This is a genomic window from Ammoniphilus sp. YIM 78166 (assembly GCF_004522215.1).
In the GTDB taxonomy this organism is placed as follows: Bacteria; Bacillota; Bacilli; order Aneurinibacillales; family RAOX-1; genus YIM-78166.
Genome location: NZ_SDLR01000008.1, coordinates 92,109 through 106,027, shown reverse-complemented (window position 1 = coordinate 106,027; position 13,919 = coordinate 92,109). Strand labels below are relative to the sequence as shown.

The following is a 13,919-nucleotide window of genomic DNA, read 5'->3' as shown; positions in this document are numbered from 1 at the left end:
GGTTTACATCACCTCCTGCTGAGCGATTTTGTCGTAATGCCAACATCTGACCTTTTGTTTTGCTTCATGCAACCTAAGCTCCGGATTTTCCTTCAGGCACTGGTCATCGGCATAAGCGCATCGAGGGGCAAAGCGGCAGCCCTTGGGTACGTTGTACAAGGAAGGGACGACGCCTTGAATCACATGCAGATCCTCCGATTTGTCCCCATCCAAATGGGGAATGGACTTCATCAGCCCTTTGGTATAGGGATGGAGCGGGTTGGCAAAAAGACTTTGGACATCCGCTTCCTCCACCACCTGTCCCAAATACATGACCGCGACACGGGTGCATACTTCAGCTACCACTCCAAGGTCATGGGTGATAAGGATAATGCCCATATTCAGCTTCCGGTTCAGGTCCAGCATTAGATCCAGAATCTGGGCCTGGATCGTCACGTCCAATGCCGTCGTCGGCTCATCGGCAATCAGCAGCTTCGGCTCGCAAGCTAAAGCCATCGCAATCATCACCCTTTGTCTCATCCCCCCGGATATTTCATGCGGATATTCATGAACCCGCTTTTCCGGCGAGGGAATGCCGGTTAACCGAAGCAACTCCGCTGCTTTTTCATACGCTTCTTTTTTGCTGATGTTCTGATGCAAAAGCAGCGCTTCGGCAATTTGATTGCCGACCGTGTAAACGGGATTGAGGGAGCTTAACGGATCCTGAAAAATCATGGCAATATCGTTTCCGCGAATTTTTTGCATCTCGGCCATCGGAAGCTTCAATAGATTCTTCCCTGCAAATTTTATCTCACCATCATATTCTGCCGTGTACTTCTCATCAAACAAACGCAGGATCGATTGGGACGTGACACTCTTCCCGCATCCAGATTCGCCCACGATGCCCAGGATCTCTCCCTCTTCCACATGAAGGGTAATGCCATGGACGGCAGTCACCTTGCCTCGTTCCGTATTAAAATGCGTGAATAAATTGTTAATTTCCAACAGATGTGGTTGACCCAAGAGAATCCCCCTCCATAAATGAAATGTATGCCATCCAGATTATTTTTTCGTTTGAGTGGTATGGGGATCGAGTACATCTCGCAAGCCATCTCCGAACAGGTTAAGGCCCAATACAGAGAGAATGATCAAAATACCAGGGAAAACCGTCATCCACCAAGCATTGAATATGACCACTTTTCCATCGTACAAAATGTTCCCCCAGCTTGGATCCGGGGCAGGAACCCCTGCACCGAGGAAGCTTAAGGCCGCTTCCACCACAATCGCCTCGGCAAACGTAAACGTGACTTGAACAATCAAGGGAGATAAAACATTGGGTGCGATATGCAGCCAGATGATTCTCCACGAACTGGCCCCTTGGGAGCGAATCGCTTCAATATAGGTCTGTTCCCGAACGACGAGAGCCGCGGATCGTACGACACGTGCCACATAGGGGGTAAAGACGATGCTAAGAGATAAAATGACGTTTTCCGTCCTTGGCCCTAGGGCCGCCATTATCGCAATCGCTAACAGGATCGCCGGAAAAGCCATCAACGCATCGCAGATTCGCATCAACACATTATCCAAAAAGGAATAGTAACTGGCGTAAAGGCCAATGACCAACCCTAGTACCAGCGTAATCACTGCGACCGCAAACCCTACCCCCATCGAAACCTGGGCTCCATAAACGACACGGCTAAATAAATCTCGCCCAAAATTATCGGTACCGAACCAATGCTCAGCCGAGGGGCCCTTCAGTCTTTCCGTTACTTCCATATGATAGGGATCCGTCGCTGCGATGAAATCTGCGAAAATAGCGAGGCAGGCGAGGATGAACACGATGATGCTCCCGGTGACCGCCAACCGATTGGATAAGTAACGGCGAATCATCAGCTTTCGTTGCTCTTTTTTCATATCTTGTTTGATATTCGTACGTACCGTATCGTGAATCACTTCCATAAAGAAGCCCCCTTTCTATTTGCGACTTAATTTGACGCGAGGATCAACGACCCCATAGAGTAAATCAATCAATAAATTAATCAAGAGATAAGCGAGCGTAACAAACAGGACCGTTCCTTGGATCACCGAATAGTCGCGTCGGACTACACTATTGACAATCAGCTGGCCGATTCCTGGAATGTTAAAAATCGTCTCCGTCACGGCCGCCCCCGCAATCAGCGTCCCAAAAGACTGGCCGATCACCGTTAGAATCGGAATAAAGGCATTGCGCAGCGCGTGCTTATAGGTCACGCCCCATTCCTTCACCCCTTTGGAGCGAGCGGCTTTAATAAAATTGGCATTCAGGATTTCCAGCATGGACGCCCGCGTCATGCGGGCAATCAAGGCACCCTGCATGGCGCCTAATGCAATCGATGGCAAGATTAAATACTTCAAATGCGTCCAAAGCCCTTCGCTTAAGGGCTGATAACCGGCAACCGGCAGCCAGCGCAGCTGAACCGCAAACACAAGAGTCAAAAACAGTCCAAGCAAGAAGCTAGGCAAGGAAATGCCCAACAGGGAAAGCCCCATCACGGTCTGATCGGTCTTGGTTCCCCTTCTCGTGGCAGCGAGAATCCCCACAGGAATGGCAATGATGACCGCCATCAACTCGGCTAGAATAGCTAAAGATAGAGTCGGTCCCAAGTGTTCAAAGATGGCCTGGATGACGGGCTTATCCATGAAGAACGAGTAGCCGAAGTCTCCTTGAAAAATGCCCATCGCCCAATTCAAATACTGCAGGTAGATGGGAAGATTCAATCCTAGCTGTTCACGCAAGCGGTCGATATCCTCTTGACTCGCCTCTTCACCTAGCATGACCGAAACGGGATCTCCGGGCGTAAGGTGGATAATCATAAAGACGATAATCGATACGAGAAATAAAACAGGAAAAAGAGAAAGAACCCGTTTCAATACATATCCTTTCAAAATGAACACCCCTCTGTTGACTTATCGATTAGAAGACCGCTGATGGTTTTCTGCCCATCATCCTGATGAGGGTGATGGGCAGAAAGGGTAACGGGGTTATTTATTTTTTGTCGTATTCCAAAGAATAAGGCCTTCTAGGAAGCTATTCCCTTCCACTTTGTCTGAAAATGCATTCAGCAAGTAAAAGTCACCGAATTTTGTCATAGGCAAATATTCATAAGAATAGCCCTGCAATTCATCCCAAAGGGGCTTGGCTTCCTCGATCGTTGGCGTGGCGCTGATCTTAGCCATTAACTCGGCAATTTTCGGATCCTCGGTCCACCCGGCAAAATTCGGATTAAGCGATACGATTTGCGTTGGAGTGGAGAACAAAGGCATTCCGGTAACAAACGCTTCATATTCACCCGGCTTGGAGCGCTTGTCTACCAAGGTGGCCCAATCAAGAACCTCTAACTTCACCTTCATGCCAATCTTCTCAAGCTGATCTTTTACCACCACGGACGCATTATACACATGATCATAATCGCGTGACGTCAGGATTCGGATCTCTTCCCCATTGTAGCCCGCTTCTTGCATCAAGCGCTTTGCCTTTTCTACATCCTTTTCATTATATAATTCCTTACCCGCTTCGCTATACCAATCGACTTGCTCTTGCAGCATGTACCCATGGTCTAAGCGATAAAACTCTTCACTGGAGAACGTGCCTAACATGATTTGATCCATGTCCAAGGCGGCATTGACGGCTTGTCTCATGCGAACATCGGAAAGCACGCCTTCTTTCTTATTGAAGAAAATGTAGTGACCGCCATAGATGTCAATCGAAGTCTTTACATTAGGCAAGCTTTGCAGCATCGCATAGTTATCGCGCGGAAGCCAAGTGGCCCCATCGTATTCTCCCGTTTGCACACCTGCCAGTCGAGTGGATCCATCCGTTACAATATGGAAGAAGATTTCATCCACAAGAGCCTCTTTCTTTCCGGCCAATCCACTCGCCGGTGTCTCGAGTGCGCTGTATTCGTCAAACTTGGTGAGGTGGATATATTGGTCTTGCTTCCACTCTGTGAATCGGAAAGGACCAGTCCCCACATACTCTTTTACCCCTTCAGGACCTGCCGCTTCCACGATTTCTTTCGGCATAATCGCTGCGAATTGCGCGGCTCCGGCAATCGTGTCCAACACGCCCACCACCGGATTTGGTATCGTAAGCACCACGGTGTACTCGTCTGTGGCCTCAAAAGCAGCTCCATTCAATACCGTTTTTCCGCGAGTGGAAATCGTTACCCATTTGTTCATCGAAGCGACAACATCTTCCGCTTTCATTTCTTTTCCGTTATGGAACTTGACGCCTTTTCTTAGGTGAAAGGTAAAGGTCTTTCCATCTTCGCTCTGTTCTACGTTCTCAGTCAGCATCGGAACCGGCTTATAGCCCGCATTGACGGTTACGAGCGTTTCAAAAATGTTTCTTCCCACTTCCGATGTAGCCGTTGCTGTCGTGACATGCGGATCTAAGGTTGGAGGCTGCGCATTAATCGCGATATTCAGCTTCCCGCCCGCTTGGGGAGCCTCTGTTTGCTCTCCTCCCGTTTCGGTTTCGCTTCCTCCACCGCATCCCGCTAAAAGCAACACGATGAATAAGGTCATAAGGAACGGTTTCATTATTCTTGTCATGTTTATTTCTTCCCCCCGTGATTGTTTTTTGAATTTCAAACTTCCAAAAATATACTTATAAGAAGCCTAAACTTCACGATAGATATGATTATATAGAATCAAAATCAAACATTCAAGTTATTATTCTGAAAACAATCGGAAATTCGAATGTATTCAATTTTATGGACGGTAGGTCTTCGTCGCCACCGTATATTCTTCCACTTGGCAGCGGTTTACCTCATATCCGATCCCTGGCTGATCCGGAACCGTGATGAGTCCATTATGCACAGTGACTCCCGGCTCAATGATATCCCGATCCCAATAACGGGAAGAAGCCGCGGTGTCTCCCGGCATTATAAAGTTGTCCAGGGTGGTAATGGCGATGTTATGGGCTCTTCCCACGCCAGATTCCAGCATGCCGCCGCACCAGACAGGGATTCCATGTTCCAGGCAAAGATCATGAATCCGTTTCGACTCGCTTAAGCCGCCTACGCGTCCGATTTTAATATTGATGATTTTGCAGCTTCCAAGCTCAATCGCTTTTCTCGCATCTTCATAAGAATGAATACTCTCATCCAGACAGATCGGGGTCTGAAGTTCTGCCTGCAGCTTCGCATGATCGACAATATCATCCGGTGACAGCGGCTGTTCAATCATGGTCAAGCCAAACTCATCCAATGCCTTTAACCGGTCGAAATCAGTCAACCGATACGCGGAATTGGCATCGGCCATTAAGGCGATGTCGGGGAAATGCTGTCGAACTTCCCGGATCACATCGACATCCCAGCCCGGCTTAATTTTCACTTTCATCCGGCGGTAGCCTTCAGACGCATACTCTTCAATGAGCTTCAATAAATCCTGAACGGTTGGTTGAATGCCAATGCTGATTCCCACTTCAATCTCTTTCTTCTCTCCGCCAAGCACCTGGCTTAACGTTACACCAGACATCTTCGCATAAAGGTCCCAGATAGCCCCTTCAATGGCTGCCTTGGCCATATAGTTTTTCCGTATGAAGGCAAAACGGCTGCTGACTTCTCCAGGATGCTGGATCGGTTCCTTAAATAGAAGAGGAAGCAAATAATCCTCCAGCATATGCCAATTGGTCTTCAAGGTTTCTTCGTTATACCACGGCGAATGAAAAGCGACAGATTCTCCCCAACCCACTGCGCCTTCTGAATCCACCGCTTCAATCAGGATAAAATCCTTCGTTTTAAAGGTTCCAAAGCTGGTCGTAAAAGGGGCTTTCAAATCCATTTGAAGATGACGCAAGGTGACGCGCTGAATATTCATAGATTACCTCCGGTTTCTCTCTCATTCTAAAGCTAGACTTTCTCTCTTCACCAATACATAATACTGCACCGGTTCCTCAGGCTGGCGAAGCACATGGGCGACCGCCCAGCCTTCCGCGAAATGCTGCCTAAATACTTTCCGCGTTTTTAAGCGCCATTCGATCGCCAGGTCGCTGTCCCTTTGCTTCAGCTGTTGAAACCCTTCGGGAACTGGGACAAAGAGTATGGTGGATGGATTAGAATCCACCTCCTTGCAGATCGCTTGCGGAAGACCGTCGGACCGAAGGCTCCAGTCCAACAACAGGCCATCCGCCTGCACAGAAAGCTTGTCCTTCCTCTGTAAGGCATGAGGATGGTCAATCCACCATTCCACATTGAAGCGGTCGGAAGGAAGAGCTTTATTCAGCTCATCGTTCATTTCGCCATAGCAGTTTTCGATATAGTCGGAGCAGATGGCCCCCAGCTTGGCGATATTTAAATACCCATTCCGGCTCTCCAGCGGATCATAGGTCCACCGGATCCTCTTATACCCCATTTTTTGAGCTTCCTCCGCTTGCTTCATTTTTAAGCGGTAGCCGATCCCTTGGTTGCGGTACCCCGGATCAATCCCCATCATATGCGAGCAAAGATACGCTTCCCTGTTCGCGTAGCCCGGAAAGCTGTAGACAAAACCGACCAGCTGGTCCTGGTCAAACGCCCCGATGACAATGCCGCCATTTTTCGCTGCGGTCAAGGTCTGATGGTACGGAAGCGGATCCATCCCCCAAACTCGACGCTCCAAATCCGCCATGTGTTGGAACTCCATCAGCGTTTCAAGCTTCTTCAGCCAAATGCCCATTTGATGTCCTCCCCTGACCATGATGCCATGTCTCCAAAAGTACGGTCGCCAAAATTTCAATCCCGGTCATCAAATCGCTTCGATTAAACGACATCAGAGGATGATGCAGCCCCGGCTGCAGGTCACAGCCGAGTCCCAGCATCGTCGCCTTCAATTCAGGCTTAAGTACCGTATAAAAGTGGAAGTCTTCTCCCCCGGATGTAACGATAGGGGGAACACACTTGTCTTGGCCTACCACCGCTTCAATGGCTCGTTGCATCAAGCCCCGGGCGTCTTCGTCGACAACTGCCGCAGCGACACGAACCCCGGGCTTGATCTGAATCTCCGCCCCATAGATCAAAGACAGCCCTTGAGCGATCTTCTCCACTTTATCCACCAGCACATCCATGACCGGATTCGTCTGGGCTCGAACATCCAGGGTAAATTCGGCATAATCCGGAATGATATTTCCGCTTTTATCCCCTGCTTGGAATCGGGTCATTTTAATCGAGGACGGAACGATGGGATCTGTGTGAATTTTGCTGATTTCCTGAAGAAGGCTGGCTCCTACTTCGATCGCATTGACGCCCAGGTGAGGTCTGGCCCCATGGGCGGCGCTTCCGCGAATCTCCCCTTGCAAAAATTGAGCGGCCCCATGCAAAATGGCTGGCGCCGAATACCCGCTGGACAGCTCCTGAATCGGCCGAAGGTGGACGCCATATAAGAAGTCCACATCATCCAAGACGCCTTTTTCCACCATCTTGATCGCTCCTGTCCCTTTTTCTTCAGCCGGCTGAAAGATGACTTTGATTTTTCCCGGAAAGGAAGTGCCTAATCGGTTCAAAACTTTGATGACACCCAGAGCCATCGTCATATGAGCGTCATGGCCGCAAGAATGATTCGCCTGCCATTTCCCGTTCACTTCTTGCCATAAGGCATCGATATCCGCACGCAGTGCTACGGTAAAAGGACCTTCGCCTTTTTCCCCGACCACACCCGTGCAGTCATCAAAGGTTTGAACGCGATAGCCCTCTCCTTCCAATTGGCTGCGAAGGAACGCCGTCGTCGAATGCTCCTCCCAGCTCAATTCCGGATGCTGATGCAAATGATCAAAAATCCCGAAAATTTCGTCCTGCAAATGTAGAATAACCTGCTTCACTCACTTCTCCCCTGACTGATCATTTTGTCTGTAATAAGGATTCGTATCCCCTGTCGTATCGTACACTTTCATGCGCTGTTCCACCTTGTCCAGGTTTCTCAACGAGTACCCGGACAACAAGCTGTTGAGGACCGAGAACAAGGGAGCCGTTATGTCGATTGTTGAGGTTTGCTCGATTTCAAGCGGGAGCACCACATCCGCATGACTGGCGACAGGGGCAAGCAGTGAATCCGTAATAGCAATCACCTTCGCTCCTCTTTCCTTAGCTTTTTTGGCGATCTCGAGGCTTTCCTTGGCATATCGGTGAAAGGATAGCACGACGACCGTCCAGGTCGGATCCATCTCCGAGGATAGCAAAAAGATATTATCGGCATCCGGTCGATACGTCTTTGTCCGCCCTCTCAGGATATTCAGCGTAAAGCCTAACCATAGCGCCGCGGGATAGGACGCGCGCAACCCGGCAACTAAGACATCGGTTGCCTCTTCTAAAAACCGAATCGCCTCTTCGAATTGCTTTTCATCGATATTTCGCATCAGCATCGCGATATTTTCGCGATCCTTTTCCATCACCTTGGCATAAAAGTGAGGATCTTTCGCCAATATGCGCTTGCTTTCAACAAAGGTATCCAAACTGCTCTTCGAAATCACCAATTGGCGCTGACGCTCTTTTTGCACTTCGGTGAACCCCTCATACCCGAGCGCGTAACAGAAACGGATGACGGTGGTTTCACTGACCCCCGCTTTTTTTCCGATTTCCGCTGCCGACTCCATGGCTAATTCATCCGAGTTCTTTAATAGATATTCCGCTACTCGCTTCTGTCCCTCAGTCAAAGAGGCATAATGCATGCGAATTCGTTCTTTCAATAGATTAGGCATTGGATCCATAGGTCACCTTTCCATTGTGCGAGATTTGAAGTTTACACTTCAAAGGTAATAAATTTATGAAGTTTTTACTTTTTAAAAACAGTTTATATTAATCTGAAAACGAAGTCAACTACTTTTGGAAATGGATGCGATTAGTCACACCCGACCGTATTGGAGTCCATCCGCTCCACACTTATATATTGAAAAAGGCATGCCTCATCACGAGACATACCTTCATTACTCATAAACTATAAAAACATACTCAAGTTCATAACCCCTAGTACCGCTTGATCCGGATAAATGGTTCGGGACACTATCTTCCACTCATTCTCTACTCTTCGAATTACATCTACTCGCTCCCCAAATAGCTCTTCCGTATTAATATCCGATCCTCTGCTGCGCTTGTATAAGAAGTAGCTTCGCACCTTGAATTCATTGGCATCTGCTGTTGGTTCTACAAAGACGTTGCTAACAAAATGCCGTTGGCGCGTTGGCGGGCTCTCTACCCAGGCTGAAGAGGTATAAAGTCTCTTCACCCTTGTGGTAAGGGATGCTTTCGATTCTTCAAAGTACGCCATATCATTGTTGATATTGGCACCATCTTTCCCTTCTGTCGTGACACGCAGAGGCATTCTGTAAACGATATCATCGGAAAGAAGATCCAGCCACTCCTCATATTGCCTATGGTCTAATAGATATGCTTCCTGGTAAAGAAAGTTGGAAATCTGGTAAGCAAGCTCGAAATTCATTAGACTTCCTCCTTTAGATCAACTAAATCCTTCGTTAATAGCTCCAGCCAATGCTCATGCATGCTGCGTGAGATAGCATCAATATAGCAGGTTGGATAAGCGGTTCCAGGTCCAGGAAAGTGGGGATCCGGATCTACATTGCCAAATCCCATCAGGTAATTGGAGACGCTGTTATAGTTTAGCTCTTTATCTCTAGCCATAATGCCTTTATTCGCCTCCACAATACGAGCCCAGGTCTCGGTATCATCCTGTTCCAACGTACCCGACGGACCAAAAGAACCGATATACCCTCTATATGCTTCTTCCTTATATTCCTCAGGCGCAGCTTTATCAATCATGAACCAACACCATACTTCGACCTTATCTGGTCCTAGCGGTCTCCATACGCGGAAGTTCAAATAATTATGCAGATGCCCCCCTGTCCCATGTACCGGACTGACAAAGGAGAGATTCGGGAAAACGCCTCCAACAAACACCGTCGTACGGGAGGCAATATCTGCTTGTTCAGGGGTCAGATTTCTGTCAAACATCGGCCACATGGATTCTGGCATGCCTTGGTATGTATGCTTTGAGCGTCCCGTAGCGGAAGTAATGACATTAATCCCGTGCCCATTGCTCATCACCACTTGATGTCCATAACCGGCATACAAGGGATCCGATGGGCTAATTCCCATTTCTACTGTGGAACGGTGCGTGGTTTGAACATGATAAGGGTCAGCTGCGAAATTTTCACTTGTCGCTTTCCAGTTGGCTTTTGCCACCCAGCGATGAGGAACTCCCCTTACTTCCATTCCTCCGTCACTTCTTCCGAGCAAGATATCAAAGTACCACTTCATATCACCTAGATAATCTTCAAGAGGCATCGCATTCGGGTCCAAATTACCAAAAATCATACCTCGATAGGAACCTACTCTTGGAATTGGTCGCAGGCCCCACTCATCCTTAGCCAAGCCTTCCCCATAGACCTTATCTCCAGCCACAATCCCGATAAGCTTCCCATCATTGTTAAAGCTCCACCCATGATAAGCACAAGTAAACGTTTTCCTTTTTCCATAATCAGCTGTACATAAATGAGCTCCACGATGTGGACAGGAATTAAGGAACGCCTTAATTTCCCCTGAGTTGTTTCTCGTCACCAAGATCGGATCGTTTACCATCCAACGCGTGACATAGCTTCCTGGCTCTTTCAGCTCACTTTCATGCGCAAGAAATTGCCAAGTACGAGCAAAGATTTGCTCTTGTTCTAGCTCGTAAATCTCTGGATCCGTTGTTACCCATTGCGGGAGCAAGCCTTCGTCCATTTTTTGCTTTAAAACTTTAAATGTTTTCAAATCTAACTGGTTTCTCCTCATATTCTAAACCTCCTAGAATTTATCGTACTTATTTGTTTAAAATTCATCTAGTGAATCAATAATTCATCAAGTGACTTCATATATAAAATATATATAAAATTTTTCCGCTTGTCAAACGATTTAGACCAATACAAAAAGCACATCCTTATTAAAAGATGTGCTTTGAATAGCCCAATTGTTGAGAAATTTTGTTCGCCGTCGCAACAACCTGGTTGATTAAATCCTCCCTAGCCTGTCCTTCCATTTTGAAGCTTGGGCCTGAAATTCCAATTACAGCAATCACATCCTTCCCCTGAAAAACTGGAGCTGTTATGGCGGTGAAGCCTACAAACGTTTCATCTGCATCAACGTAAACGCCAGCTGCTCGGATGTCCTCCAGCCGATTCATAAACTTTTTCTTATCCACCAAGGTAAAAGGAGTCAAGGGCACGAGCGGATATTCATCAAGTAACGCTGAAGCAAAATCAGCACTCTGATAAGCTAACAGCACAATACCGAATCCTCCGTTATGGAGGATTCTTCTTCTCCCAATAAAATTACGGGGCTGAAAGTCTTCATCACTGTCAAACCTTAATAGATATTGAAGGCTCTTTCCTTGCTGTGCGGCGAGAACGGTTGAGTGGCCCGTGGCCTCAAATAAATCTAATAAGAAAGGTTCAGCTTCTCTTCTAATATCTAAATTCTCTAAGACAATGCCGCCATATTCGATGGATTTATGTCCCAAGCGATATTGATTCGCTCTTTGATCAAACTGGATCAGTCCGTTTCGTTCCAGGGTCCACAGTAAACGGTATGCCGTGGCTTTTGCTAATCCTGTTTTTTCTACAATCTCTTCTATTGATAGATTAGGTCTTTCGAAGCTGAAGCAATTTAAAATTTGGATGGCACGTTCTACAGCTCTAATCGGTTCAACATTTAAATCCCTCATCTATATTCTCCAATTCATGTATAAGTATTATCTCCATTATATCACCCGACCAGGGCGATGCTAGAGTGGATGCCAGGCAGGGTGTGAAAACAACCGGAGGGGATTGCGGTTATTCTAATGAGAGCATACAAAATAAACCATTTAGACGGAAGACATTCCGGTTATTTGGTCAGTGAGGAGTGTTTCTAGGGATTTATATTGAAATAGTCGGAGTTTCCTCCGATTATATCGTGTGTTTTACCCTATTTTTAGTAATTAGTCGGAATACGATCCGGTTAATCTTTTTCCGCGCCTCCATTCACCGGAGGGAGCATCGGAGATTATCAAAATAACCCAGGCGGTTTAAGACCTCCTGGGTTACATTAAGTTTATTGCGGAGTAAATGTCATAATGACATTTCCACTGCCTGAAGATTGACCGTAACCAAGAAACTTACTTTGATAGCTTCCTTCAAGGAATCCTAACAAAGCAGCTAAATGCCTTCCGCCAGCCTCAATACCCGCTGCTCTTGCATATTGAGGAAGCATCTCCCAAGCCGTTTGATAGTCATTCTTGTTAAGATATTCAATAAACTGATTATCCATCGCTTGTTCCGCCAAAGTAGGCATCTTTTCCGGACCACGCACAAGATTATGCGCAAGGGCACCACTACTTACAAAGACGATCTTTTTGTTGCTTTCACGACATACCTTTGCCATGACTCTGCCCCATTTATAGGTTTCCTCTAGGTTGGCAGCCCAGCAGCAGGAAAGCTCAATCACAGGAATATCCTCTTTTGGAACGAGATATCGAAGAGGCACGACCGTCCCGTAATCCAAAACGTAGGTTGGATCATTGACCTTCAAAATACGGAGATTCTCCTTCAATCCGGCTTCAACCAATTGGGTTGCTAGCTCCTCATCTCCCGGGTAATCATAGGCTACATCCGAGATGAGATCAGGTGCTTCAAAAGCCGTTAAGACTCCTTTATGCCGTGGTGTGGCATCGACAAAATGATCAAAGGTTGACTGCCAGTGAGTAGAAATGAGAATGACGGCATCCGGCTTCATCCGCTCAATTTGTTGTGCAACCTGTTTCATTCCTTGAATTAAAGGTTGATAGAATGCAGGTGCTCGATCTTCAAAGCAAATGCGCGGAACGTGTGCTGTTATTACGCCTAATTCAATGGTCATTCCGAGCCCTCCCCCAATTAGATTTTGCTTTTATCTCCCAGGAATATCGGACATGGCGGTCCCGCCGATTCCCCAATGGGTCTTGGGAACCTCTGTAACGATCACCCGAACATTCTGTTTGGGTGCTCCTAGCGTTTCTGACGCTGTGTTCGTTAAATTTTGGATCAATTCCTTAATTTGCTCTTCTGTTCTTCCTTGAGCAATTTGAATGTTGATGATTGGCATCTTGTCATTCCACCTTTATTATTCTGCAACCTTAAACCCGATTTCTCCTAGTCCGTCCAGCTTCGCTGTTACTGTATCTCCAACTGATAACAACACAGCACCCGTTATGCCTCCAGTTAGAATTACATCTCCAGCCTTCACTTTTTGTCCTTTTCTCGCCAACATATTAGCAAGCATGGCTACAGAGTTTGCAGGGTGACCCACTACCGCCGCACCAGCACCCAAGTCTTTAATTTCTCCATTAATAGAGAGCGTTGCCCCTACTAGATCTAGTTCTAGAGTTTCCGGTTTCACCATGCGATTACCGAACACGACCCTAGAAGTCGAGGCGTTATCCGCTATTACATCAGACAAGGTAAACTGAAAGTTCTCATAACGGCTGTCGATAATTTCCAAGGCAGGAATCACGTATTCTGTAGCAGCTAATGCTTGGGCACCCGTAACGCCAGGCCCCTCTAGATCTTTCCCCATAATGAAGGCAATCTCTACTTCCACCTTAGGATGAATCACATCTCTCATAGAAAGAGTGCCTCCGTCAGGGATCAGCATATAATCAAATACATATCCATAGATTGGTTCTTCCACGTTCATTTGCTTCATTTTCGCCTGGCTGGTCAAGCCCATCTTCGGCCCAATGATTCGATCTCCATTTTGAAGCTTTAAAGAAACCAATTCTTCTTGGATCTTATAAGCATCCTTAACAGATAGCTCCGGATGTTCAATCGTAATTCTAGTAACCTCTTTTTTTTCTAACTCAGCGCGATTCAAAAAATCGGCTGTTGCTTTGATATCTAATCCACTCATCGCTTATCC

At 47.1% G+C, this 13,919-nt stretch carries 14 protein-coding genes; all 14 read right to left on the bottom strand.

Going from position 1 to position 13,919, the window contains the following annotated elements:
- Positions 1-3: 3 nt before the first annotated feature.
- The gene (locus EIZ58_RS27710; protein WP_134704226.1) at positions 4-1,002 is read right to left on the bottom strand and encodes an ABC transporter ATP-binding protein; all 999 of its coding nucleotides are present in this window, start codon (positions 1,000-1,002) and stop codon (positions 4-6) included.
- 39 nt (positions 1,003-1,041) lie between these two features.
- Positions 1,042-1,938 (bottom strand): ABC transporter permease, encoded by an 897-nt coding sequence (locus EIZ58_RS27705; RefSeq protein ID WP_134704225.1) that lies wholly within the window; start codon positions 1,936-1,938, stop codon positions 1,042-1,044.
- Between the two features lie 15 nt (positions 1,939-1,953).
- Complete coding sequence (locus EIZ58_RS27700; RefSeq protein WP_134704224.1) at positions 1,954-2,904, bottom strand: ABC transporter permease; 951 nt, start codon at positions 2,902-2,904, stop codon at positions 1,954-1,956.
- A 96-nt stretch (positions 2,905-3,000) separates the two neighbouring features.
- Entirely contained in the window at positions 3,001-4,572 is a 1,572-nt protein-coding gene (locus tag EIZ58_RS27695) for an ABC transporter substrate-binding protein (RefSeq protein WP_134704223.1), read from the bottom strand.
- A gap of 159 nt (positions 4,573-4,731) precedes the next feature.
- Positions 4,732-5,841, bottom strand: a complete 1,110-nt coding sequence (menC, locus tag EIZ58_RS27690) for an o-succinylbenzoate synthase (protein ID WP_134704222.1) — start codon at positions 5,839-5,841, stop codon at positions 4,732-4,734.
- A 21-nt stretch (positions 5,842-5,862) separates the two neighbouring features.
- Positions 5,863-6,678: a GNAT family N-acetyltransferase gene (locus EIZ58_RS27685; protein ID WP_134704221.1), complete on the bottom strand. Its 816-nt coding sequence runs from the start codon at positions 6,676-6,678 to the stop codon at positions 5,863-5,865.
- On the bottom strand, positions 6,653-7,816 hold the full coding sequence (locus EIZ58_RS27680) for a M20 peptidase aminoacylase family protein (protein WP_134704220.1): 1,164 nt from the start codon (positions 7,814-7,816) through the stop codon (positions 6,653-6,655). Before EIZ58_RS27680 ends, EIZ58_RS27685 begins: the two co-directional genes overlap by 26 nt.
- Entirely contained in the window at positions 7,817-8,692 is an 876-nt protein-coding gene (locus tag EIZ58_RS27675) for a MurR/RpiR family transcriptional regulator (protein ID WP_167578007.1), read from the bottom strand.
- A gap of 236 nt (positions 8,693-8,928) precedes the next feature.
- Entirely contained in the window at positions 8,929-9,429 is a 501-nt protein-coding gene (locus tag EIZ58_RS27670) for a 3-phenylpropionate/cinnamic acid dioxygenase subunit beta (RefSeq protein WP_134704218.1), read from the bottom strand.
- Positions 9,429-10,781: an aromatic ring-hydroxylating oxygenase subunit alpha gene (locus EIZ58_RS27665; protein ID WP_134704217.1), complete on the bottom strand. Its 1,353-nt coding sequence runs from the start codon at positions 10,779-10,781 to the stop codon at positions 9,429-9,431. Before EIZ58_RS27665 ends, EIZ58_RS27670 begins: the two co-directional genes overlap by 1 nt.
- Before the next feature lie 148 nt (positions 10,782-10,929).
- The gene (locus EIZ58_RS27660; RefSeq protein ID WP_134704216.1) at positions 10,930-11,709 is read right to left on the bottom strand and encodes an IclR family transcriptional regulator; all 780 of its coding nucleotides are present in this window, start codon (positions 11,707-11,709) and stop codon (positions 10,930-10,932) included.
- Between the two features lie 368 nt (positions 11,710-12,077).
- The gene (locus EIZ58_RS27655; RefSeq protein ID WP_134704215.1) at positions 12,078-12,881 is read right to left on the bottom strand and encodes a DODA-type extradiol aromatic ring-opening family dioxygenase; all 804 of its coding nucleotides are present in this window, start codon (positions 12,879-12,881) and stop codon (positions 12,078-12,080) included.
- Between the two features lie 30 nt (positions 12,882-12,911).
- Positions 12,912-13,106: a 4-oxalocrotonate tautomerase gene (locus tag EIZ58_RS27650; protein WP_134704214.1), complete on the bottom strand. Its 195-nt coding sequence runs from the start codon at positions 13,104-13,106 to the stop codon at positions 12,912-12,914.
- 18 nt (positions 13,107-13,124) lie between these two features.
- A complete protein-coding gene (locus tag EIZ58_RS27645; protein WP_134704213.1) occupies positions 13,125-13,910 on the bottom strand; it encodes a 2-keto-4-pentenoate hydratase in 786 nt (261 codons plus the stop codon).
- Positions 13,911-13,919: the final 9 nt, after the last annotated feature.